Origin of the sequence: Rhodococcus sp. KBS0724 (assembly GCF_005938745.2) — a bacterium.
In the GTDB taxonomy this organism is placed as follows: domain Bacteria; phylum Actinomycetota; class Actinomycetes; order Mycobacteriales; family Mycobacteriaceae; genus Rhodococcus_F.
Genome location: NZ_VCBX02000001.1, coordinates 402,569 through 424,982 on the forward strand (window position 1 = coordinate 402,569; position 22,414 = coordinate 424,982).

The window sequence follows — 22,414 nt, forward strand, 5'->3', positions numbered from 1 at the left end:
GATGCCTCCGCACCTGTTGATTCGTTCGGCGAGACGGGCATCAGCGCCGCCACGTCTCCACAGGGCGCGCCCTGCTTCTGCGTTGAAACCGAGTCCCGGGCCACCGGTCGCGGCGAACAGATGCTCGGCGACGACCTTCACCAGCTCGGGATCGGTACTTACACTTCTGTTTTCGTGGCATGTGCAAGTCCATGTATCGACGCACCCGCAAGTGAGTCGTTCCATTCGGTGGCACGTTGCGCGTCGGCGGCGCAGCTCGGTGACTATGGTCATCACGCCACCTCTGCCCGTCGCGCCATCTCGCGCACAACCTCTTGCAGCTGGTCGATGAGAAGATGCACATCGTCTACCGACGCGCCACCTTCGGACGCTGCGAGGCGAGTGGCAGCCATGACAACCGCCGTGCCGAATGCCAACGCATCGGAGGCGGTCAGATGCTCCTCACCCAAGTTGACGACCACGCTTGCTTCGCCGACAGTCAGGTCTTCTGCGGTTGCCTCGTCGTACCGGAACAAGCTCACGGCACCTACGGGTGTTTCGTAGAAACGCTCGAACGGACGGAGTGCCGTGCCTGCCCATTCCGTCTCGAACTCGCGATGAGGGCCGTTGTACCAAGCCGGTGGATTCGTGTTGCCGAACTGCTCATTTGCGCGGTTGATGATGGTTTCGGTTACGCTAACGTTCATTGGATCTGCTCCTGTGAGGGGGATGGATTCTGTGAAGCCCTTGGTCGATAGGCGTGGCGACGCCTGACCTGGGGCTTTACTCATTTGCGCCGAAGAGCGCGAGGAACGGCAGGCGGGGGATGAGAACTCGCCGCCCAAGCTGCACTGACGGAATCGTGCCGTTCTTAATGCTGGCCGTGACTGTGCGTGGATCAATCCCGAGTGCTGAAGCGACTGCTGTACGAGTGATCGCTACATCGTCGGACTCCCGCAAGTCCTTGATGGTGACGGTGGCTTCTGCCATGGTGGCAACCTTCCCGAATGGATGAAACTTTCGATTATCGAAAGTCGAACATCCCTGAAGGTACACGTTGCGCCATTACCATGCAAGAAGTAACCTTCGATTTATGAAGGAAGCGAATGATGACTCAGCCCCAGGAACCTACGGAGACCGAGATCCAGGCGGAGGGCCCTGGATCGAGAAGCATCAACTGAGGGAGTGGTTCTATCCCGAAGCCAGTGCGATGTTCGCGGACACTCTGAGGTTCAAGCGGCAAATGATCGGAATCACGCAGGCTGAACTTGCGGAACGGATGACCGCCGCGGGTATCCCCTTCTATGACTCGACTGTCGCGAAGATCGAGAAGCGTCAGCGGCGAGTTCACCTTGACGAAGCGCAACTGATTGCGCGCATCCTGGGGGTGGACATTGCGTATATGACCGGGACTGATTACCCCGAAGATGTTCGTGAGTGGCTTAACGAGCAGCATCGACAGCAACTGAACGTCAGGAGATCCAGTGGCAAGGCGTAGCCGGCGAGCAGGCAAAGGCAGCATCACCAGCTACAAAACGAACGCCGGCGTCCGATGGCGCTACCAAATATGGGTACCCATCGACCCTGAACGTCCCGACGACGGCGAACGGCAAACCGGCAAAGCAGGATTCGCAACAGCCGAAGATGCCGACAACGCACTTACTGACGCCAAAAATCAGCTCAAAAACCAGATCAAATTCGTTCGCACCGCACCCACAGTCGCAACCTTCATCGACCAATGGATCGCAGGCCTCCAGCTCGAAGCATCCACCATCGCCGGATACAAGCGCATCGCCAACAACCACATCAAACCTGAACTCGGGAAACTGCCACTCGACAAGCTCACAGCTACCCGACTCGCAGCCCACTACAAGCACCTACTCCACAGCGGACGCAAAGACGGCAAGAACAAAGGGAAGCCCCTATCGGCCAACTCCGTCAACAAAGTGCACGTCTGCCTCGGAGCCATGCTCGACGCCGCCAAAGACGACGGATACATCGCAGTCAACCCGGCCCGCAAACGAGGCGTAGTCAAAGCCCCCACCGGCCGCCAAATCAAAGCTCAGGCCCCAGAACAGTCCACCTGGACAGCCGGGCAACTGACAACGTTCCTGGCATGGAACAGGGACATCCTCGACGATGAACTGTTTCCCCTGTGGCAGACGGTGGCAATGACCGGGGTCCGACGATCCGAAGCACTCGCGTTGCAGTGGGCAGACCTGGACCTCACCAACTCCCGGCTCAGCATCCGCCGCGCATTGGACACCACCGCACGAGACACAGTGAAGCTCACCAAGACGGGCGGTGCACGAGTGATCGACCTGGACGACGAGACGATCGCAGCTCTCAAAGCGTGGCGGGTGCAGCGTGGTGGCGTGTCCCTTCAGCTCACAGGTGCGCGCAGCTTCGTGTTTGGGAACCTCGACGGTGGCACTCGTAGTCCGAACGAGATCTCACGGCGTTTCCGGTTGCGGGTGGTGAAGGCTCAGGCAGCGTTGGGGGAGGATGCCATGCCGGCTATGACACTGAAGGGCTTGCGCCACACCCATGCGACCCTGCTCCTGGAGGCTGGTGTGCATCCCAAGGTGGTGCAGGAGCGTCTGGGGCACTCGACCATCACCACGACGATGAACGTGTACAGCCATGTGACGCCAACGATGCAGCGTGCAGCCGTGGACACCCTGAGTCGGATTCTGGGGTAGCTATTGCATATCTCGTTGCATGAGGGCAAAAAAGAACCCCCTGTGAACCGCTTCTCAGCAGTTCACAGGGGGTTTCCCTTTGGCGGAGGATAGGGGATTTGAACCCCTGAGGGCGTTAACCCAACCCGCGTTCCAGGCGAGCGCCATAGGCCACTAGGCGAATCCTCCGTGGAGAAGCATACCGAAGAGAAGACCCGAAGCGTTAAACGGGTGTCTGATCTGCGGTTATGTGGCGGAAATCGGTCTGCTGGCCGAAACGCGGCGGGTGGTGTCCCATGGTTCCGGAAGGCCGTCTACACTGTTCATTGGATCCCGCGCGGCGCGCATCCTGTGAACTCCCCCAGGGCCGGAAGGCAGCAAGGGTCAACGGGCTCTGCCGGGTGCGCGGGGTCCTCTATTTTTTCACATATCCCGACTCCGCCTCGTCGGTGAAAGGCCGCTCCGGATGCCTATCCAAACCCAGATCGGGTTGATGAGCCATGAAGAACTCACCTCCGAGCATGAGAGCCAGAGCGCGAAGTACTCGCAGCTCCAGGCCGAGAAGCTCGTCCTCGATCTGACTCGCGGTAAGCCTTCGCCGGAGCAACTCGACCTTTCCGCAGCGTTGTTGGCGCTGCCGGGCGACGGTGATTTCCGGGACGGTAGTGGCACAGACTGCCGCAACTACGGTGGCCTGACGGGTCTGCCGGAATTGCGAGCGATTTTCGGTGAGCTGCTGGGCATTCCTGTTGCGAACCTTCTCGCAGGCAACAATGCGAGCCTCGAGATCATGCACGACAACGTGGTGTTCTCCTTGCTTCACGGCACTCCCGATTCGGCTCAGCCGTGGGCACGCGAAGAGAAGATCAAGTTCCTCTGCCCGGCTCCCGGTTACGACCGCCACTTTGCGATCACCGAGTCGTTGGGCATCGAGATGATCACGATCCCGATGAACCACGACGGTCCTGACGTTGCGAAGATTGCGGAATTGGTTGCGGCTGATCCGCAGATCAAGGGCATGTGGGTTGTTCCGGTGTACGCCAACCCGACCGGCGCGGTGTACTCGGAAGATATCGTTCGTGAGCTGGCGTCAATGCCGGCGGCTGCCCCTGATTTCCGTTTGTACTGGGACAACGCGTACGCGGTTCACCCACTGTTCGGTGAGATCGCACCGTCGTACGACGTTCTGACGATGGCTGCAGAAGCCGGACATCCCAACCGTCCGCTGGTGTTCGCGTCGACGTCCAAGATCACCTTTGCCGGTGCCGGTGTCAGTTTCTTCGGCGGCTCCGCCGAGAACCTCGCGTGGTACCAGAAGCACCTCGGTAAGAAGAGCATTGGACCGGACAAGGTCAATCAGCTCCGTCACTTGCGGTTCTTCGGTGACGCGGATGGTGTTCGCGCGCACATGGAGAAGCATCGCGAATTGCTCGCGCCCAAGTTCGAATTGGTTCTGAAGATCCTCGAGGACCGGTTGGGTGCGTCGAAGGTCGCGTCGTGGACCGAGCCGAAGGGCGGCTACTTCATCAGCCTCGACGTGGTCGACGGCACGGCAAAGCGCGTCATCGAACTCGCGAAGAATGCCGGTATCGCGCTCACTGCTGCTGGCTCGGCCTTCCCGTACAGCACGGATCCGGATGATCGGAACATCCGTCTTGCCCCGAGCTTCCCGTCACTCGGGGATCTCGAGGTTGCCATGGACGGCGTTGCGACGTGTGTCCTGTTGGCGGCAACAGAATCGCGTCTCACCGAGAGCTGAACCACCGGGCGGCGGCGTGCCCAGTCTGCGCCTGCGGTCGTCCTCTTGTAGCGTTCGATTCGCGAGTTGACGACATCGGCGCACATCCGGAGGTTGTAAGTGACGGGCGCGATCAATGCTTCGGGAAGTGCTGCGGTCGAGATGAGTCCAGAGGAAGCCGAATTGCCGGGGGAGACTCCGCAGCGAAAGCTGCGGGTCGGTGTGATCGGATTTGTCGTACTCGCTGCGCTTGCGGTCGCTTCTGTCCTGATGCTCCTGTTCGGTGTGCCGATGGACGTGATCTATTGGGGCATTTTCCACAACTTCCTTGATCTCGACGTCTACCGCCATGGCGGCAGTTTTGTGGTGCAGGGACTGCCGTTGTACGACGGTCCGGTTCTGCAGGGAATGATGTTCACGTACACCCCGTTTGCAGGGATCCTGTTCACGGTCTGGGCGGTGCTCACGTTTCAACAGGCGATCGTGGTGTGGACAGTTCTCAACGTTCTCGCACTTTGTGCGGTGGTCGTGCTGTGCTGGAAATATCTCGGCTATCGCCTGGACGTCAAGACATATGCAGTAAGCGCGTTGGCTACGGTCATTTTCCTGTTCATGGAACCGGTGCGCACGACGCTGTGGCTCGGGCAGATCAACATTTTTCTGTTGCTGTTGATCGTATGGGATCTGGGCCGGGACGAGAAAAGTCGTCTTCGGGGTATCGGCGCCGGGATCGCGGCGGGGGTCAAACTGACTCCGGCGTTCTTCTGGGCGTACCTGTTCATCACGAAGCAGTGGCGCGCCCTGGTGACTGCGGTGATCACGTTCGCGGCGACGGTGGCTCTGGGATTCATCGTTATGTACAACGATGCGTTGACGTACTGGACAGGCACACTCTTCGACAGTGACCGCGTGGGACGAACCGATTCACCGAGTAATCAGTCGGTGTCGGGGTTGATTGCTCAGTTGACGCATACACCGACGCCGTCGAAGGTGCTGGTTCTCGGGTGCAGCGTGGTGGCCGTGTGTCTCGGACTGGGAGCTGCGTGGATTGCTCACCGTAACGGGCAGAAGTTGCTCGGCCTGACCATGACCGGGCTCACCGCCACAACCGTGTCCCCCTTCTCGTGGGGGCACCACTGGGTGTGGTTTGTTCCGTTGGTGATTCTGGCTTCTCACTACGCGATGGCGTCGAAGAAGATCTGGGTCTGGGTCGTGCCGATCGTGTTTCTTCTTCCCGTCCTGAACTGGTCGCACACGTGGCCGATACCCGCGGCGGATATGCCGGGCACCGACCGCTTCATCGGCATGGGCATGTTCATGTTGCCCTCTCCCGATTACTTGCGAATCGCCATGGTGTCGGTCTATCTGTGGGTGTTTGTCGTGGCCGCTGCCATGACGCTGATCGTGTTCGGCTGGAAGAAATGGACAGTGCCGAATCTGGAAGCTGCAGACGCACCGGCCTGACATGGCAGGATCGGACGTATGGCACTTCATCTGAACCTCGTCGGTGACCCCGAAGCGGATGCTCTCCTCTCCGAGGACCCGTTGGCCTTGTTGCTCGGAATGTTGCTCGATCAACAGGTACCGATGGAGACGGCATTTCTCGGGCCGAAGAAGCTCGCGGATCGGATGGGTGGTCTCGACGTCCGTCGTATCGCGGACATGGACACGGACGCATTCATCGAGATTTGCGCGCAGACTCCGGCAGTCCATCGTTTCCCGAAGTCGATGGGCGAACGCATCCAATCCGTGTGCCAGTTCATCGTCGAAAAGTACGACGGTGACACCGCTGCGATCTGGACGTCGGGTGATCCGAACGGCAAGGAAGTGCTCAAACGGCTCAAGGCGCTGCCCGGCTACGGCGATCAGAAGGCCCGAATCTTCTTGGCGCTCCTGGGCAAACAAATCGGCGTGCAGCCTGACGGTTGGCGCGAAGCAGCGGGGGATTACGGACTCGAAGGGTCACGGCGGTCCATTGCCGACGTGGTCGACGAGCAGACGCTCCTCGAGGTCCGCGAGTTCAAGAAAGCAGCCAAGGCCGCAGCAAAGGCAAAATAGTCAGTCCAGCGCGGTACCGCTCGTCCGCACCAGTTTCACCAAGTCGCCTGCCGGCCCTTCGAGTTGCCGCGGCGGCCGCCATACGGCTCGTAAGGTGCGGGCGAGGTCGAGGCCGTCCACCTCGATAACCCGCAGGTCGCCCGATTTCACCTGTTCTCTGACTGCAAGAGTGCTCAGCACCGCCGGCCCGACACCACCGAGGACGCTGGTGCGGATCGCGGCCGAGCTGCCGAGTTCGAGGAGCGGTGTCGCACGCTCGTACTCGGCAAGCGCGACATCGAGAGTTGTCCGAGTGCCCGATCCGGGCTCGCGGACCAGCAACGGCGTCATGGCCAGTTCGCCGATGGTGAGTGGTTTACGCCGACGGGCCCACGCGTGGTCGGGGTCGACGACAACAACGAGTGAGTCGCGAGCGACGGTGATGCTGTGTAGGTGCCTGGGCACAGTCGGGGATTCGACAAATCCGAGATCGCACATTCCCACGTCGATTGCTTCGATGACGCGCGTCGAGTTGTACACCTGGAGATGCACGGTCACGTCGGGGTGTAGTCCGCGAAAAGTGCCCAGCCACGCCGGAATCAGGTGTTCGGCCACGGTCATGCTGGCGCAGACCGTCAACTCCGCTGATCGTTCGGTCCGCATTCCTTCGGCTACGTCGAGTAGCTGTGTCGAATTGGCCAGGACACGCCGGGCCCAGTGAACGATCACGGTGCCTTGTGGTGTCAACGTTGCCCCGGTTGATTTTCGGTGGATCAGGGGCATGCCGAGTTGGCGTTCCAGTGCTTTGATCGCACGGGTGGCATTGGGCTGAGCTATATGTGCGAGACGGCTTGCAGCGCTGAGGCTTCCGTGATCATCGACGCCGATCAGTAGCTCGAGTGTGGTGAGGTCCGGCCAGCGTCGGGTCATGCGTTCAGGCTATACCTAAGCGATTGCGCATATCGTATTGATATGTCGTGATAGTAGAAATCGTGCTACCGCGCTGTCGATATCTGACGGACTCTGAACGAGTGAACTGTGATGTGAAGTCCGTGGTCGACAAACTGGCCGTTGCCTCGCCGGTGCCTGTGCGGCGGTGGGCGAGTATCACTGCGCTTGTGCCCGGGGTGGCGCTGTGCGCCTTCGGCGCGGCGATCGCGCTGGGGATCGGGCGACTCTTTTCTGCTGTAAGCCCGTTGCTGATTGCCATCGTCGCCGGCGCGATCGTGGCGAATCTTGTTGCCCTTCCCGCGAAATTTCAGCCGGGACTGACGTTTTCGTCCAAACGGCTGCTGCGCATCGGTATCGCATTGCTCGGTCTTCAGTTGATGTTCAGTGACATTGTCGGTCTGGGTTGGGGTGTGATCGGTGTTGTCGTGGCCATCGTTGTTTTCGGTATCGCCGGAACAATGTATGCCGGAAAACTTTTGGGTCTGTCGTGGACTCAGCGACTACTGATTGCCTGCGGTTTCTCGATCTGTGGCGCTGCGGCGGTGGCCGCCGCCGATGGCGTGGTGAATGCAAAAGAGGAAGAGCTACTGACCGCGGTTGCGCTGGTCGTGATATTTGGTACGTTGATGATTCCGACCATTCCGTTGTTGGCCAATACCTTCGGGCTCAGTGATGTCAGTGCTGGAATGTGGGCCGGTGGGTCGATTCACGAGGTCGCGCAGGTTGTTGCCGCCGGCAGTGCTCTTGGCGCCACCGCTATGGGTGTTGCGACTATCGTGAAACTCGCGCGAGTGCTGATGCTTGCGCCGGTCATGGCATTCTTGAGTATTCGTCAACGCGCTATGTCCGATAATGCGAATCCGCATACGAAGCGGCCACCACTGGTGCCCCTGTTTACCCTGGCGTTCATCGGATTCATGGGACTTCGTTCAACTGGGATTCTCCCGGAAGATCTTCTCGGCATTGCCAAGACGGTACAGACGGCATTGTTGGCCGCCGCGATGTTTGCACTCGGGCTCGGAGTTCGATTGAGTGTGATCCGCGGAGTCGGCGTGCGCCCATTCGTTTTGGCTGCACTGTCGACGGTCTGGGTGGCTCTGATCGCCTTGGTGGGAGTGGTACTGGTCAGCTGATCGGTTTCACCTGCGGCGTTGGTCTTTCCATTCGCTGGGGCTCATCGAAAACTGAGTGCGAAACCACCTCGAGAAACTGCCTTGTGTAGAGAATCCGAGGTGTACGGCAACATCGGTCAACGAATAGCGTGGGTTCGACACCAAACGTTGCGCAAGGCGCCCGCGCACCGAATTGAGAACGGCTGTGAAGGTCTCGCCCGATTCTGCTAGATGGCGGTGCAGGGTTCGGCGATCGAAGCCGAGGCTTCGGGCCACCTGCTCGACGGAGCATCTTCCGGTGGGGAGTAAAACTTCGATCAATTCCCTTGTGCGGCTCAGGGTATCGGAGGAATCTGCGGCGGGAAGCGAGTCGAGGAATGTGCGTGCGTACGGGCGCAGTAACTCGTCGGCCAGTTCGTTACGGGCATCCAGATCGCTCGCATAGAACACGATCCCGGTGAAGTCGTGATCGAAGTCCACGGCATTGCCGAGAATTCGTCGATGGGTACTGGTGTCGTGCGGGGCATTGTGAGTGAATCCGACGCTCACAGGTTGCCAGGCCGGCCCGAGGAAGCTCCGCAGGATCTGCACGGTTGCGCCGACGGCGAGTTCGACGGTCTGCCTGGTGTTGACGGAGTCGGCGGTAGTCCTCGTATTGGCGGGGTCGCCGACCTCCAGGCCGATGCGCAGGGTTGCCAACCCGCTGATCTCGGTCAGGCGGATGCGAAGCGCCTCGTTGTAGGTGTGCTCGTACCGGATCAGGACATCCAGTGCGCTCCTGACGTCGGGTTCCTCCCTGATGACCAGGCTGAGGGGCCCGAGATTGGACAACCTCCGGAGTTCGGCAAGGAGGAGACCGAAATCCTCATGCCCGGATTCCGCTGCGGACAATTCGAGGAGTGCGGCAATCGAGGCGGCCGGTACCCACTGATCGGGGTTGGCGAGACTCGCGGGAACGAGGCCGACGCTCCGCATCAGGTCAACGGCATCGATGTTGACCGAACGGCACAGGTCGACGTAGCGGTTGAGCGAGGCATAGCGCGCAAGTGGCTTCACTCGGTCTCCTTAAATTTCTTGACCTAATGTCCCGAAATGTTGTGTCTCGTGTCTCGTACAGTTAAGCATGTGAGCGGGATCTCACCTAGTGTTGTTCTCATCAGATCGCGACCCCCGAAGCTGAATGTGACTTCTGGAAGTTGTTGCGTACGAACATCGCTCGACCGGTTCGGGTCGAGTATGCCCACAGAATTGGAGAGCATCGTGGCACACGCCATTCGATTCCATGAAATTGGTACCCCGTCTGTCATGCGTTGGGAAGAGGTCGAGGTAGGTCAGCCCGGTGCCGGTGAAGTCCGGATTCGCCATGGAGCCGTCGGCCTCAACTTCGCGGACACGTACTTCAGAAGTGGCCTCTATCCTGCGCAATTGCCTGCCGGTATGGGCGTCGAGGGTGCCGGCACCGTTGAGGCGATCGGTGACGGCGTTGTCGATTTCAGTGTGGGGGATCGCGTGACCTACACCGGTAGTCCTCTCGGGGCGTACAGCACCGAGCGCATCATGCCTGCCGCCGACCTGATTGCGCTGCCCGACGGCATCGATTTCGAGACTGCAGCCGCGATGACCATGCGCGGTCTCACAGCTGCCTACCTTCTGCGTCGCATCCACCCCCTGAAGGCAGGGGATACCGTTCTGCTTCATGCTGCGGCGGGTGGAGTTGGATTGATCTTCACGCAGTGGGCAAAGCTGCTGGGAATCAAGGTGATCGGCACGGTGTCCACTGACGAGAAGGCAGCTGTTGCCCTGGCGCACGGGTGCGACGAGGTCATCATCTACACCCGCGAAGATGTTGTTGCGCGGGTTAGGGAAATCACCGGTGGCGTCGGTGTACCGGTTGTCTACGACAGCATCGGGCAGTCCACATTCGAGGTCTCACTCGATTCGCTGGCGCGCCGCGGACTGCTGGTGTGCTTCGGCACGGCATCGGGTCCGACCCCGCCGATCAATGCAATGCAGTTGGCGGTCAAGGGATCTCTTTTTGTCACCCGACCGGCCCTGGCCGACTACATCGCCGATCCCGCGGAGCGCGCCGAATTGGCTGCCGAACTCTTCTCTCACGTCGAAGAGGGGCGGATCAAAATCGGAATCAACCAGCGGTACGCACTCGAGGATGCGGTGCGCGCGCACCACGATTTGGAATCCGGCCGCAGCATCGGTTCCTCCGTCTTCACCGTCTGACGCCAGCCGTCGAAAGAGGAATCGCCATGAATAGCACTGCAACACTTGTTGATACGGCTACCAGTTCGATCACTGTCGAGAAGCTGACCTGTTCCATCGGTGCAGAACTGTCCGGAGTGGATCTCGGCGTCGTGGCTCGCGACGATGCGTTGTTCGCCGAACTCAAATCGCTCTTGCTCGAGCACAAGGTTCTGTTCTTCCGTGACCAGGGTTTCAGCCGGGCGCAGCACGTCGAACTTGCACAACGTTTCGGCGAACTCGAGGATCATCCTGCTCTGGGTAGCGATCCTGACCATCCCGGACTGGTTCGCATCTACAAAGATCTCGACAGCCCGCCGGAGCATTTCGAGAATGCCTATCACTGCGACGCGACGTGGCGCGTGAATCCGCCCATGGGATGTGTACTCCGTTGTGTGGAAACACCTCCTGTCGGAGGTGACACGATCTGGGTGAATATGGCGATGGCATACGACAACCTGCCTGCCGGCGTGAAGGAACAGATCAAGGACCTCAAAGCTCGGCACAGCATCGAATCGAGTTTCGGTGCCAGGATGCCGATAGACCAGCGTCATCAACTCAAGGAACGCTTTCCCGACGCGGAACATCCCGTTGTGCGAACGCATCCCGAGACCGGCGAGAAGATTCTTTTTGTCAATTCGTTTGCCACGCACCTCGTTAATTACCACACGCCGGAGAACATTCGATACGGCATCGACTTCGCTCCGGGGTCGAGTAACCTGCTCAACTACCTCGCAAGCCAGGCCCAGATCCCCGAGTATCAGGTTCGGTGGCGCTGGACCGAGAACAGTGTTGCCATCTGGGACAACCGTTCAACGCAACACTATGCAGTGCAGGACTATTGGCCTGCAGTTCGAAAGATGGAACGCGCCGGAATAGTCGGTGACGCACCGTTCTGATCGTCCACCCTTCTGTCAGCCCCTAACTGTCAGCCCATATTCGATTGGAGTTTGTTATGCATTTTCACGATGACGCCTTGTTCCCGGAGGTTCAGGAGAAGCTTGTGATTACGGTGGCGCCGTATGGTCCGGAGTGGGAGCCGGATGATTTTGCGGAGGATCTGCCGTTGACGATGGACGAGCATGTTCAGACTGCGGTGGATTGCTATAACGCGGGTGCGACGGTGCTGCATATTCATGTTCGTGAGCTTGACGGTAAGGGTTCGAAGCGGCTTTCGAAGTTCAACGAGTTGCTCGGGCGTTTGCGTGAGGCGGTGCCGGAGATGATTCTGCAGGTGGGTGGTTCGATTTCGTTTGCGCCGGAAGGTGAAGGGGCGGATGCGAAGTGGCTTTCCGATGATGTGCGGCATATGTTGGCGACGTTGGATCCGGCTCCGGATCAGGTGACGATTGCGATCAACACGTCGCAGATGAACATCATGGAGTTGATGTCTGCGGATGATATTGCGGGGACGTCGATGGAGCGTCCGGAGTTGGCGAATACGTATCGGGAGATGACGGTTCCGGCGGGTCCGGAGTGGGTGGCGGAGCATTTGCGTCGGTTGCAGGAGGCGGGGATTCAGCCGCATTTCCAGTTGTCGAGTATTCCGCAGCTCGAGACGGTGGAGCGGTTGATTCGGCGTGGGATCTATACGGGTCCGGTGAATTTGACGTGGGTGGCTATCGGTGGTGGGTTCGACGGTCCGAATCCGTACAACATGATGAATTTCGTTTCGCGGGTTCCTGATGGTGCGTGTCTGACGCTCGAGACGTTGATGCGCAGTGTGTTGCCGGTGAACACGATGGCGATTGCGATGGGGTTGCATGCGCGGTGTGGCAACGAGGACACGATCTGGGGTCGTCAGGGCGAGAAGATGACGTCGGTGCAGCAGATCGAGCAGTTGGTGCGTATTGCGGGTGAGTTGGGTCGTGAGGTGGCGACGGGTAAGGAAGCGCGCGATATTTATCGGATCGGTGAGAGGTATGCCGATACGGAGGAAACGTTGGCGAAGTTGGGGTATGCGCCGAATCGTCGTCCGGGTCAGTTGGGTTTCACCCACCACGCCTGACCGTAATTCTCCGGGGGCATGAGCTGTGAACAGTTCATGCCCCCGTTTCATCCCCAGAACTTGTTGTACTGATCTCCGAACCTTCTGTCCATCAGGCGATTTCCGGACACTATTTCCTTGACCAGGGTTCCGTCGTCGTCTCCCTTCTTCGAGTGCTCCTAGGAGAGTCATGGGTTTACCAGCTACGTCCACACTGAGCGTGGACACCGCACGCAGAAGCGGCGGACGACGAAGTATCTACCCCTGGATCGTTTTTGCGTTGGCCTTCGGCCTCTTGCTCTCGGACTACATGTCGAGGCAGGTCCTCAGTGCGGTTTTTCCGATCCTGAAAGCGGATTGGGATCTCTCCGACTCGCACTTGGCGTCGTTGAGCAGTGTTGTTGCGCTGATGGTCGGGTTGCTGACCTTCCCGCTCTCACTCCTGGCCGACCGGTGGGGGCGTGTCAAGAGTCTTATCCTGATGGCGGTGTTGTGGAGCATCGCCACTCTGCTGTGCGCGATAGCCCAGTCCTATGAACAGATGCTCGGTGCGCGTTTCCTTGTCGGCGTCGGTGAAGCCGCATACGGCAGTGTTGGTATTGCCGTGGTGCTCAGTGTGTTTGCTCCGCGGGTGCACGCAATGCTGGCCGGTGCCTTCATGGCCGGCGGTTCGTTCGGCTCGGTGATCGGTGTTGCGATCGGTGGGTTCATCGCCGTTCAGTTCAGTTGGCGGTGGTCCTTCGCGGCAATGGCGATCTTCGGTCTCATCCTCGTCGCGCTGTTCCGAGCGCTGGTTACCGAGAAGAAGTTGGCGGCGTATGCCGTCGAGGGTTCGAATGGCGCAGTGATGGAACCGGACGGATTCCGGGCGCCGGTATCGACACTGTTCACCAATCCGGCAGTGCTGTTCGCCTACATCGGTGGTGGGCTTCAGATGTTCACTGCCGCTGTGCTTCTGGCCTGGCTGCCGAGCTTCTTCAACCGCTACTACGACCTGGCTCCGGACAAGGCCGGTGTCATGGCCTCCGTGTTCGTTCTCCTGGTCGGTAGCGGCATGGTGGTGTGCGGATTCATCACCGACCGGTTCAGCCGTGACAACTCGGCAACGAAGTGGACCACGGCAATTGTCTACTGCATGATTTCACTGGTGTCCTTGGGCGTCGGTCTGCGGTTAGGCACGGGCACAGCGCAACTCGCACTTCTGGGTATCGGCGCATTCTTCTCCGCCGGCTGTTCGGGCCCGACAGCGGCGATGGTTGCCAATCTCACGCATCATTCGATCCGTGCATCGGCCATGGGAACTCTCACCGTGGCCAACAATCTTCTCGGGTTGGCACTCGGTCCTTTTGTCATCGGCATTCTTGCCGATCATCTGGGACTTCTACGAGCATTGCAGCTTTCGCCCCTGGTCTACATTGCCGCTGTGGTTGCCCTTGTTGCGGGCAAGCGCGCCTATCCAGCCGGTATGCGCCGCTTGGAGAATCTGCAGAAGCACGGACAGTCGACCGCAATGAATGATGCGAGGAGATCCTCATGAGCGAATCACCCACGGTAGTACTGGTTCCGGGCCTTCGTGACCACGTCGAAGACCATTGGCAGACGTATCTCGAGAAGGAACTTGACAAGGTGCGATCGGTTCCGCCCCTCGAGCAGAACAAGCTCAGCCGTCAAGCTCGGGTGGCCGCTCTGGACGAGGTGTTGACGGATATCTCCGGACCCGTTGTCCTGGTGGCGCACAGCGCCGGCGTCATGATTACGGTCCAGTGGGCTCGTGAGTACAGTCGACCGATTGCCGCTGCACTTCTCGTCACGCCACCGGATTTCGACTTTCCCTTGTCGGGGCCGTACCCGACACCCGAAGAGTTGGAGCGGAACGGCTGGTTGCCGATTCCGCGGCAGCGATTACCCTTCCCCAGCATTGTTGCGGCAAGCAGGAATGATCCACTGGCCGGTTATCGTCGAGTGGCGGGCCTGGCAGAGGGGTGGGGGAGCCAGTTGCTTGATCTCGGTGAGGTGGGTCATCTCAACCCGGCTGCGGGGTACGGCTACTGGCCGCTCGCGGAGGAATTGGTGCAGGACCTGATCGAGAACTCGATGGTCGATCAGTGACCGGAACAGCCGAGCGTCGGGCCGCACCAAGTGCTGTGCCAAGCGTCGAAAAGTGTGTAGCCTCCGATCCGCTGACGTGAATAGACATGCTCAATCTCGCTGTGCTGCTGGAAGATTCCGCCTGGCGGCATCGTGTCGACCCCCTCGAGCCATCACGCTTTCACCTGGTCATCAGTCAGTACTGGCTGTTCGGTCGCCAACGGGGCGGCCAGCCAGCCCCCTAGTCGTCCTCGGCTGGAATACGTGGCGGGAGGTCCTGCCGTTTTACGTTACTTACTGTCGACGTGGCCGATCGGATCTGTGCTGTCGCTGAATTCGGCGCGGGCAGCGGGCCAGCTGGTCTCGTCGACGTGCAAGACGGTTCGAAGGTAGGCAGTGCTCATCCGCTGGATGACGGCGACCCGCTCCGGATTCTCGTCGGTGGTTTCGGCAACTTCGTATCCGACGATCCCGCCAAGCGCATGCTCGGCGCCGTAGAAGGTCAAGAGGTCGGTGGCTCCGGGGCTGTACGTGTAGGCATCGGTGAACCAATCCGGTCCGCGGCTCGACATCTTGGACTGGTCGTGGTCGCCGGCGACGACGAGTGTCGGCGTGGTCAGTTCCTGGAAGGAGGGGCGCATGAACGGGAAGTTCGCCTGCGCGAACGGATGCAGGTCCTCGCCGCCGACGCCAGTTGCAGCGAACAGGATGCCCGCGGTGACCCGGCTGTCGGACATGTCCTCGCCGACCTGACCCGTCTCATCGAAAATCCGTGCACCGAGGAGCGACTGAGCGGTCTGCCCACCCCAGGAATGACCGGTGGCGGCAATTCGACTGCGATCGATGCGGCCGGCAAGTCCGGGCACGGCGCCTTCGATGGTGTCGAGCTGGTCGAGGATGCGTGTGAGATCCGAGATCCGCTCGGTCCAGATCGTCGGGAACACCGGGTGATCGAACCCGAAACCGTTCCGGCGTGAGTCCAGGTGCGTGGGCTGGATTACCACGAAGCCGTGGGAGGCCCAGAACGACGTGAGTGGCGCGTATCCGTCGAGGTTCCACCCGTTGCCGTGGGAGAACACCACGACGGGGAGGTTCGTGCCGGTTGCCGGGGCAGACACTCGCACTTCCAGCGGGACTGGTCGATCGGGGGCGAACAACTCGATGGGAGCAACGGAGACGACCGGAGCGCCGGCGCCAATGACGGCGTCCAGTGTGTCGATCAATGATGAGGTCATCGCAAGTTCCTTGCTGAGGCTGCGCTCTGCGATACTGATTATCGGAGCGTCGTTCCGCAACATTACGGAACGATGTTCCGTAATGCAAACATTGTCGTGAATTAGTAAGGGGGGCACATGGCTGATGCCCAGGGTGAGGCGCCGCGCGCCGCGCGGTCCAAGCAGGTAGGTCGTCCACGTCGAAGCGAGCAGGAACTACTCGACGCAGCGGCAGCGGTGTTCGTACAGTCCGGGGTCGACGCTCCGGTTCGGGAGATTGCGGCGCGGGCCGGCGTCGGCATGGGGACGATCTACCGTCACTTCCCGACGCGTCCGGAGCTCGTGGTCGCGGTGTACCGGCACCAGGTCGAGGCGTGTGCGGACGCCGGCCCGCGGCTGCTCGCGGAGAGCCCTACGTCCGAGGCGGCCTTGCGGGCATGGGTGGCATTGTTCGTGGAGTTTCTGGTCACCAAGCATGGGCTTGCCGGCGCACTGCACGGAGATAGTGCCGGGTCCGACGCTCTGCATACCTACTTCGTTGACCGTCTCGTTCCGGTATGTGGCTCGCTCCTTGATGCAGCGCTCGAGTCTGTTGGCGCAGCTTCGCCGGTCGATGCGTACAACGTGCTTAAAGGTATCGGGAACCTTTGTATCGGTGCAGCGGCCGACGCGCAGTACGACGCCGATGTTCTCGTGCAACTACTCATCTCGGGCGTACTTGCCCGAGGAGTTCACTGACGCGCTGCTCAATTCAGATTCGCTGCCCCGCATGTCATCCCAGGGGAAAGGCTTGCTCGGCGCGCTCGACTCCGGTGTGGTGGATGTCGAGAAGATTGCAGGCGCAAGCGATTTCCGGCGGTTCCGCATTACCTGTCGAGGTCGCGTTCTTCGCGTGATCGCTGAAGGAACGGACTGGGGTTCTGGCCGCCGATAGGGCCGTGGCCGAGGACGCCGTGCTCGTAGGCCGACTCCGCGTGCATGGCGACGTCGATTCCGCGAGCCTCGTCCTCGCGCGAGATTCGGAAGCCGAAGGTTCGATCGATCAGCTTGCCGAGTCCGTAGGTGACCCCGAAGGCATAGAGCGCGACTACGACAACACCGACAAACTGCTTGCCGAGCTGAGTAAGACCGCCACCGAAGAACAGTCCCTCCGGGCCGCCGGTCATGACGGCCGTCGCGAAGAGCCCGATCAGCAGGGAGCCGATGATGCCGCCGACGAGGTGCACGCCGACCACGTCGAGGGAGTCGTCGTAGCCGAGCTTGTGCTTCCAGCCCACGGCGTAGGAGCAGACAATGCCGGCGATCAGTCCGATGATCACTGCCCCGAACATATTGACGGTTCCGCAGGACGGCGTGATGGCGACAAGGCCGGCGACGACGCCTGACGCGGCGCCGAATGTCGTGGGATGACCGTCGCGGTTCTGCTCGACGAACAGCCAGCCCAACAGGCCGGTGCAGCCGGCGACGAGGGTGTTGAGGAAGATCTGCGCGGCCATACCGTCGGCGGCAAGAGCGGAACCGGCGTTGAAACCGAACCACCCGAACCACAGCAGGCCGACGCCGAGCAGGACGAAGGGAAGGTTGTGCGGGCGCATCGACTCCGCTTTGAAGCCCATTCGCTGACCGAGGACCAGGGCCAGAGCGAGGCCGGACGCGCCGGAGACGATCTCGACGACCAAGCCGCCCGCGTAGTCGAGGGCTCCCATTCGAGCCAGCCAACCGTCCGGGTTCCACACCCAGTGCGCGACGGGCGCGTAGACGAGGAGAGACCAGATCGGCACGAAGATCATCCATGCGGAGAACTTGGCGCGGTCTGCGATGGCGCCACTGATCAGTGCTGCGGTGAGAATGGCGAAAGTCAGTTGGAAGGTCGCGAACAGTACTTCCGGAACGTTCCCGTGCACGGTCGACGGATCGATGCCTGCCATCCCTAGGTGTTCGAGGCCGCCGATGATGCCGCCGTGATCGTCACCGAATACGAGGCTGTAGCCCACGAACAGCCAGGCCACGGTGACAAGTGCGATGGAGACGAAGCTCATCATGATCATGTTCAGTACGCCGGTCGAGCGGACCATACCGCCGTAGAACAGGGCAAGGCCTGGGGTCATCAGTAGAACGAGTGCGGTACTGACGAGCAACCAGGCGGTTGCTCCGGCGTCGATGGTGGCGGGCACAGTTTTCTCCTCCCACATGCGGACCTGTCCGCATGCTCGGCATCCACGATGGGCGCGTGTGGTTTCCACTGCGCTGCGACCATGTTGCAAACATGTTTCGTGTAGGTCTGTGCGTTGCACCCGCACCGGGCGAGCTGTCGTACCTCGCCGGTAGTCTTTGCGCGTGGCCCTGTACCGGAAGTATCGACCGGCGTCCTTCGCCGAGGTGGTGGGGCAGGAACATGTCACCGCACCACTGAGCACCGCCCTCGACGCAGGGCGAATCAACCATGCCTACCTGTTCTCCGGCCCCCGTGGCTGTGGAAAGACGTCGTCGGCTCGCATTCTCGCGCGATCGCTGAACTGCAAGGAAGGCCCGACGTCGACGCCGTGTGGGGTGTGTAACTCCTGCATCGCGCTCGGTCCCGGTGGTTCCGGCAACGTCGATGTCACCGAACTCGACGCCGCGAGTCACGGTGGTGTCGACGACACCCGTGAGCTTCGCGACAAAGCCTTTTATGCGCCCGCCGAGTCGAACTACCGCATCTTCATCATCGACGAGGCCCACATGGTCACGGCGGCCGGCTTCAACGCCCTCCTCAAGATCGTGGAAGAGCCGCCGGAGCATCTCATATTCGTCTTCGCGACCACGGAACCGGAAAAGGTCCTTCCGACCATTCGGTCGCGTACGCACCACTATCCGTTCCGGCTTCTTGCGCCGTCCACGATGCGCGGGCTTCTAGAGAACGTGTGCGCGCAAGAGAACGTCGCCGTCGAGCCGGCTGTCTATCCGTTGGTCATCAAGGCCGGTGGCGGATCGCCGCGTGACTCCCTCAGCGTTCTCGATCAGCTCCTTGCCGGAGCCGGCGACGAAGGCGTCACCTACCCGCGGGCTCTCTCACTCCTGGGCGTCACCGACGTTGCCCTCATCGACGAGGCCGTGGACGCGCTGTCCGCCAGTAACGGTGCCGCGCTTTTCGGAACAGTCGAACGCGTCATGGACGCCGGCCATGATCCCCGCAGATTTGCCCTGGACCTTCTCGAACGCCTTCGCGATCTCATCCTGATGCAGGCAGTTCCCGACGCCGCCGAAACGGGATTGGTCGACGCACCCGAAGCTGAACTGGTCACCATGCGTGAACAGATTCAGAAGGTCGGACCGGCTACTCTGACGCGTTTTGCCGAGACCGTGCACGCCGGGCTCGGCGAGATGCGCGGCGCTACCGCGCCGCGTCTGCTGCTCGAAGTCATGTGTGCACGAATGCTGCTGCCCTCGGCGTCGGATTCGGAATCTGCACTGCTCCAACGGTTGGAAAAAGTCGAAAGAGGTATCCCGGCAGGAGGTTTCGCGCCAGTTGCTGCCGGCGTCGTGGCTTCCAGTGCTGCCGCTCCGCAGGCTGTGCATGCTGCGCCGACGGCACCCCCGGAGCCGGTTGTCGAGTCCAAATTCCAGCGTCCGTCGCAGCGTAAAGCGGAACCGGAGGTTGTGCCGCCCGCGCCGGTAGTCGAGCGCGCGCCTGAACCTGCGCCTGTGCCGGTGGTCGAGGCTGCGCCTGTTGTCGAGGCCGCGCCCGAACCTGTGCCCGCGCCGGTTGTCGAGAGTGTGCCGGAACCTGTGCCCGCGCCGGTTGTCGAGAGTGTGCCGGAACCTGTGCCTGCGTCTGCGCCTGCGCCGGTGGTTGAGGCTGCACCGGAACCTGAGCCAGAACCGGCGCCGGTTGTCGAAGTCGAGCCCGAACCCACTCCGGTTGCGGAAGAGGTGCCGGTCGCTGCTCCTGCTTCGGCAGGCCCGACCGTCGAAACAATGCGCGAGGCGTGGAACACGTTGCGCAACAAGGTGGGTGAACGAAACAAGGTCCTGCCGGCGATGCTGTCGGCCGCGACGGTTCATGATGTGCGTGGCCAGGTGTTGGTGATTGCGCATGTCACGCCGGTGCTCGGTGCGCGTGTCACGTCGCCGCACAATGCGGCGGTTATCTGTGAAGTGCTTTCCGAAATGTTCGGTGGTACTTGGCAAGTGGAGTACCAGGAGGGCGCACCGGTTGTCCCGGCCGGTTCGGGCCCGTCGGCCAAGACGGCTGATGCTCCCGCCCGACCCGCGGCAGCGCCACGGTTCTCGCGGCCGAGTCAGGAGCGCGCGGCCAAGGCTCCTGCGACACCGCGGCCGCAGGGCACGGACCGCGGTTCCGACGACATTCCGCCGCCCGAGGCTCCGGATTACCCGGACGACCCTGGACCGGCCCCCGAGGTCGACTACGAAGCGACACCTGCCGCGGCAACGCCGGAAGAAGAGAAGCAGATGTTCGCGGAGGCCGCGCAACCTGCCGATCCGACAACCCGTCGCGACCCGGAGGAAGTGGCAAAGGAACTGCTCAAGGATGTGCTGGGGGCACGCAAACTCGAGTAGCGCTGCGACTGTGGGCATTGATCGATTGCCGCTGATCAATGTCCTCAAAGCGCTCCCGTATTGGACACATGACCAATACGATCGATGCCGGTGATGGCTCTGCCGTCGATCGTTTGTGTCGAGGTGAGGTGAGTGTTTTGCGGATGCTGTCCGGGGTGCGCGGGAAAGCGACGACAGTGCTGGCGGCCGCGTGCGCCGCAGTCGTCTGTGCGGGAGCAGTGAGCGTCGGCGGAGTAGTGGGCATCGGTGGAGCAGTGGGCGCAGGTATTGCAGCCGCGGAGTCGACGCTCGATTCGACCCTCGATTCAACTCCGGCACGGTTGTCCACGAGTGCGGACGGGCAAGCGCGCATCGTCGACGATCAGGGGCGCACCGTCGTCCTGCGGGGTGTCAACGTCAACGGTCTCGGCGAGTACTACCAGGAGTTTCCCGACCTCGACTCGACGATCCCTCTGACGGAAGCCGATTTTGCGGGGATCGCCGCCAAGGGCTTCAACGTGGTTCGGCTGATCATGACGTGGTCACGGATCGAGCCCCAGCGCGGGGTCTTCGACCAGGCGTACCTCGACGAGATCGCCGAAGCTGTGAACTGGGCGAAGAAGCACGACATCGGCGTCATTCTGGACATGCATCAGGATGCCTGGGGTCCTGCGGTCAATACTCCCGACGGAACTGTGTGCCCGAGTTTCATGAAGCCAGCCGTCGGCTGGGACGGTGCGCCCGCCTGGGCGACTGCGGTGACGGACCCGGTGATGACGTGTCGGCTGGAAGATTCTCGTGAGGTGTCGGTAGCAGTTCAGACGTCGTTCGAGGATTTCTACAACGACCTGAACGGGATTCAAGGGGAGTTCGTCAAATCCTGGGAGTTCGTGGTTCGGCGGTTCGCCACTGAACCGGCCGTCGTCGGATACGACCTGCTGAACGAGCCCAATCCTGGCCTTGCTGTCGGTTTCAACGATTACGTGCGTCTGGGCCAGATGTACGACCGACTTGTTCCGGCTATCCGGGCGGCTGAAGCATCGGTTCCGGGTGGTTTCAGCCATACGGTGTACTTCGAGCCGGGGGTCGTGTCGAGCATCCTGCCGACGCCCGGGCCGGCGACGGGTAGCGCAGATTCTTCGGGCAGCGCTGGTTCTACGGGCTCGGCGTCTTCGGGCCCGTCCGGATTCACGTCGGATTCCAACCTCGTCTACGCGCCGCACATCTACAACGAGTCGCTGCCGCTGGCGATCGGCACCATCGAGCAAGGCTTTGCCAACGCGCAGAAGGCGGCCGACAACTACGGGACGCCGTTCTTCTCGGGTGAATGGGGATTCTTCGGTAAGCCGGCCGATGATGCACCCAAGCTGGCCCGATATGCCGCGGCCGAGGATTCTTACCGGATCGGTGGAACATGGTGGCAGTGGAAGCAGGCCTGCGGCGATCCGCACAATATTCAGGTCCGTGGCGAGCGTCCGGATTGCCAGGCCGGTGAATTCGGTGGTCTGGCTGGTTTTCCTGCCGAAGATCCGCTTTTGCCGATTCTGACCAGAGCGTATCCACGCGCAGTGCCCGGTGAGTTGACGGACATCCGGGCTGACGTGCCGAGCGGCGCACTCGAGGTCGAGGGTGTCGCGGACCGGGCGGGGGTCTCGGCAGACTTGTGGGTGCCGCAGCGCTGCGGAAGTCCGGAGGTGTCCGGAACCAATGTCGGAACTGCCGCTGTTCGCTCGGTCGACGGGGGCTATCGGGTTTCGGTACTGGTGACCGCAGTCGGTGTGTATCAAGTCGATGTGGTGTGCGCAGGCTGAAGAACAACGGAGGATCGCTCTTTT

20 protein-coding genes, 1 tRNA gene and 1 other RNA gene are annotated in these 22,414 nt (G+C 61.1%); 15 read left to right on the forward strand and 7 right to left on the reverse strand.

What is annotated here, in order from left to right:
- Positions 1-272 precede the first annotated feature (272 nt).
- Both FFI94_RS01850 and FFI94_RS01855 read right to left on the reverse strand, forming a co-directional pair.
- Positions 273-686, reverse strand: coding sequence for a hypothetical protein (locus FFI94_RS01850; protein WP_138871489.1), 414 nt, complete (start codon positions 684-686; stop codon positions 273-275).
- 76 nt (positions 687-762) lie between these two features.
- A complete protein-coding gene (locus tag FFI94_RS01855; RefSeq protein ID WP_138871490.1) occupies positions 763-969 on the reverse strand; it encodes a helix-turn-helix domain-containing protein in 207 nt (68 codons plus the stop codon).
- 103 nt (positions 970-1,072) lie between these two features.
- Here FFI94_RS01855 and FFI94_RS01860 point away from each other — a divergent pair, with 103 nt between their 5' ends.
- A complete protein-coding gene (locus FFI94_RS01860; protein ID WP_138871491.1) occupies positions 1,073-1,477 on the forward strand; it encodes a helix-turn-helix domain-containing protein in 405 nt (134 codons plus the stop codon).
- Positions 1,464-2,681, forward strand: coding sequence for a tyrosine-type recombinase/integrase (locus FFI94_RS01865; protein WP_138871492.1), 1,218 nt, complete (start codon positions 1,464-1,466; stop codon positions 2,679-2,681). The genes FFI94_RS01860 and FFI94_RS01865 overlap by 14 nt, the downstream gene beginning before the upstream one ends.
- Before the next feature lie 80 nt (positions 2,682-2,761).
- Here the strand turns inward: FFI94_RS01865 and FFI94_RS01870 are convergent.
- Positions 2,762-2,849, reverse strand: a tRNA-Ser gene (locus FFI94_RS01870).
- 135 nt (positions 2,850-2,984) lie between these two features.
- Here FFI94_RS01870 and ffs point away from each other — a divergent pair.
- The 4 genes from ffs to FFI94_RS01890 all read left to right on the forward strand — a co-directional run bounded on the left by ffs (position 2,985) and on the right by FFI94_RS01890 (position 6,456).
- Positions 2,985-3,084: signal recognition particle sRNA small type (gene ffs, locus FFI94_RS01875), an RNA gene on the forward strand.
- 42 nt (positions 3,085-3,126) lie between these two features.
- The gene (locus tag FFI94_RS01880) at positions 3,127-4,419 is read left to right on the forward strand and encodes an aminotransferase class I/II-fold pyridoxal phosphate-dependent enzyme (protein ID WP_138871493.1); all 1,293 of its coding nucleotides are present in this window, start codon (positions 3,127-3,129) and stop codon (positions 4,417-4,419) included.
- A gap of 99 nt (positions 4,420-4,518) precedes the next feature.
- On the forward strand, positions 4,519-5,862 hold the full coding sequence (locus tag FFI94_RS01885) for a glycosyltransferase 87 family protein (RefSeq protein WP_138871494.1): 1,344 nt from the start codon (positions 4,519-4,521) through the stop codon (positions 5,860-5,862).
- A gap of 18 nt (positions 5,863-5,880) precedes the next feature.
- Positions 5,881-6,456 (forward strand): HhH-GPD-type base excision DNA repair protein, encoded by a 576-nt coding sequence (locus tag FFI94_RS01890; protein ID WP_138871495.1) that lies wholly within the window; start codon positions 5,881-5,883, stop codon positions 6,454-6,456.
- Here the strand turns inward: FFI94_RS01890 and FFI94_RS01895 are convergent, their stop codons facing one another.
- Positions 6,457-7,365 carry a LysR family transcriptional regulator gene (locus FFI94_RS01895; RefSeq protein ID WP_138871496.1) on the reverse strand — a complete coding sequence of 303 codons (909 nt, stop codon included), beginning with the start codon at positions 7,363-7,365 and terminating at the stop codon, positions 6,457-6,459.
- A 101-nt stretch (positions 7,366-7,466) separates the two neighbouring features.
- On the opposite strand from FFI94_RS01895, the gene FFI94_RS01900 reads away from it, so the two are divergent.
- Positions 7,467-8,519, forward strand: coding sequence for a YeiH family protein (locus FFI94_RS01900; protein WP_138871497.1), 1,053 nt, complete (start codon positions 7,467-7,469; stop codon positions 8,517-8,519).
- Positions 8,520-8,525: 6 nt separating this feature from the next.
- Here the strand turns inward: FFI94_RS01900 and FFI94_RS01905 are convergent, their stop codons facing one another.
- Positions 8,526-9,554 carry an AraC family transcriptional regulator gene (locus tag FFI94_RS01905; RefSeq protein ID WP_138871498.1) on the reverse strand — a complete coding sequence of 343 codons (1,029 nt, stop codon included), beginning with the start codon at positions 9,552-9,554 and terminating at the stop codon, positions 8,526-8,528.
- Between the two features lie 204 nt (positions 9,555-9,758).
- On the opposite strand from FFI94_RS01905, the gene FFI94_RS01910 reads away from it, so the two are divergent.
- The 5 genes from FFI94_RS01910 (at position 9,759) to FFI94_RS01930 (ending at position 14,847) form a co-directional block, all read left to right on the forward strand.
- Positions 9,759-10,733, forward strand: coding sequence for a quinone oxidoreductase (locus tag FFI94_RS01910; protein WP_138871499.1), 975 nt, complete (start codon positions 9,759-9,761; stop codon positions 10,731-10,733).
- Between the two features lie 26 nt (positions 10,734-10,759).
- Positions 10,760-11,650: a TauD/TfdA family dioxygenase gene (locus FFI94_RS01915; RefSeq protein ID WP_138871500.1), complete on the forward strand. Its 891-nt coding sequence runs from the start codon at positions 10,760-10,762 to the stop codon at positions 11,648-11,650.
- A gap of 56 nt (positions 11,651-11,706) precedes the next feature.
- Positions 11,707-12,759, forward strand: coding sequence for a 3-keto-5-aminohexanoate cleavage protein (locus tag FFI94_RS01920; protein ID WP_138871501.1), 1,053 nt, complete (start codon positions 11,707-11,709; stop codon positions 12,757-12,759).
- Between the two features lie 169 nt (positions 12,760-12,928).
- Positions 12,929-14,275 carry an MFS transporter gene (locus FFI94_RS01925; RefSeq protein ID WP_138871502.1) on the forward strand — a complete coding sequence of 449 codons (1,347 nt, stop codon included), beginning with the start codon at positions 12,929-12,931 and terminating at the stop codon, positions 14,273-14,275.
- Positions 14,272-14,847, forward strand: a complete 576-nt coding sequence (locus tag FFI94_RS01930; protein ID WP_138871503.1) for an alpha/beta hydrolase — start codon at positions 14,272-14,274, stop codon at positions 14,845-14,847. Before FFI94_RS01925 ends, FFI94_RS01930 begins: the two co-directional genes overlap by 4 nt.
- Before the next feature lie 269 nt (positions 14,848-15,116).
- On the opposite strand, the gene FFI94_RS01935 is transcribed toward FFI94_RS01930, so the two are convergent.
- Entirely contained in the window at positions 15,117-16,061 is a 945-nt protein-coding gene (locus FFI94_RS01935) for an alpha/beta fold hydrolase (RefSeq protein ID WP_138871504.1), read from the reverse strand.
- 117 nt (positions 16,062-16,178) lie between these two features.
- Here FFI94_RS01935 and FFI94_RS01940 point away from each other — a divergent pair, with 117 nt between their 5' ends.
- Positions 16,179-16,778, forward strand: coding sequence for a TetR/AcrR family transcriptional regulator (locus FFI94_RS01940; RefSeq protein ID WP_138871505.1), 600 nt, complete (start codon positions 16,179-16,181; stop codon positions 16,776-16,778).
- A 128-nt stretch (positions 16,779-16,906) separates the two neighbouring features.
- On the opposite strand, the gene FFI94_RS01945 is transcribed toward FFI94_RS01940, so the two are convergent.
- Positions 16,907-18,214 carry an ammonium transporter gene (locus FFI94_RS01945; RefSeq protein WP_185993108.1) on the reverse strand — a complete coding sequence of 436 codons (1,308 nt, stop codon included), beginning with the start codon at positions 18,212-18,214 and terminating at the stop codon, positions 16,907-16,909.
- A gap of 163 nt (positions 18,215-18,377) precedes the next feature.
- Between FFI94_RS01945 and FFI94_RS01950 the strand changes: the two genes are divergently transcribed.
- Together FFI94_RS01950 and FFI94_RS01955 are read left to right on the forward strand one after the other, a co-directional pair.
- Positions 18,378-20,600 (forward strand): DNA polymerase III subunit gamma and tau, encoded by a 2,223-nt coding sequence (locus tag FFI94_RS01950; protein WP_138871507.1) that lies wholly within the window; start codon positions 18,378-18,380, stop codon positions 20,598-20,600.
- 68 nt (positions 20,601-20,668) lie between these two features.
- Positions 20,669-22,390: a glycoside hydrolase family 5 protein gene (locus FFI94_RS01955; protein ID WP_185993109.1), complete on the forward strand. Its 1,722-nt coding sequence runs from the start codon at positions 20,669-20,671 to the stop codon at positions 22,388-22,390.
- The last annotated feature ends 24 nt before the right edge of the window (positions 22,391-22,414 follow it).

Coding starts and splice junctions, on each gene's coding strand:
- FFI94_RS01920 (WP_138871501.1), top strand. CDS start 11,707: ATGCATTTTCACGATGACGCCTTGTTCCCGGAGGTTCAGGAGAAGCTT.
- FFI94_RS01940 (WP_138871505.1), top strand. CDS start 16,179: ATGGCTGATGCCCAGGGTGAGGCGCCGCGCGCCGCGCGGTCCAAGCAG.
- FFI94_RS01915 (WP_138871500.1), top strand. CDS start 10,760: ATGAATAGCACTGCAACACTTGTTGATACGGCTACCAGTTCGATCACT.
- FFI94_RS01925 (WP_138871502.1), top strand. CDS start 12,929: ATGGGTTTACCAGCTACGTCCACACTGAGCGTGGACACCGCACGCAGA.
- FFI94_RS01880 (WP_138871493.1), top strand. CDS start 3,127: ATGCCTATCCAAACCCAGATCGGGTTGATGAGCCATGAAGAACTCACC.
- FFI94_RS01955 (WP_185993109.1), top strand. CDS start 20,669: ATGACCAATACGATCGATGCCGGTGATGGCTCTGCCGTCGATCGTTTG.
- FFI94_RS01930 (WP_138871503.1), top strand. CDS start 14,272: ATGAGCGAATCACCCACGGTAGTACTGGTTCCGGGCCTTCGTGACCAC.
- FFI94_RS01890 (WP_138871495.1), top strand. CDS start 5,881: ATGGCACTTCATCTGAACCTCGTCGGTGACCCCGAAGCGGATGCTCTC.
- FFI94_RS01895 (WP_138871496.1), bottom strand. CDS start 7,365: ATGACCCGACGCTGGCCGGACCTCACCACACTCGAGCTACTGATCGGC.
- FFI94_RS01855 (WP_138871490.1), bottom strand. CDS start 969: ATGGCAGAAGCCACCGTCACCATCAAGGACTTGCGGGAGTCCGACGAT.
- FFI94_RS01850 (WP_138871489.1), bottom strand. CDS start 686: ATGAACGTTAGCGTAACCGAAACCATCATCAACCGCGCAAATGAGCAG.
- FFI94_RS01860 (WP_138871491.1), top strand. CDS start 1,073: ATGAAGGAAGCGAATGATGACTCAGCCCCAGGAACCTACGGAGACCGA.
- FFI94_RS01935 (WP_138871504.1), bottom strand. CDS start 16,061: ATGACCTCATCATTGATCGACACACTGGACGCCGTCATTGGCGCCGGC.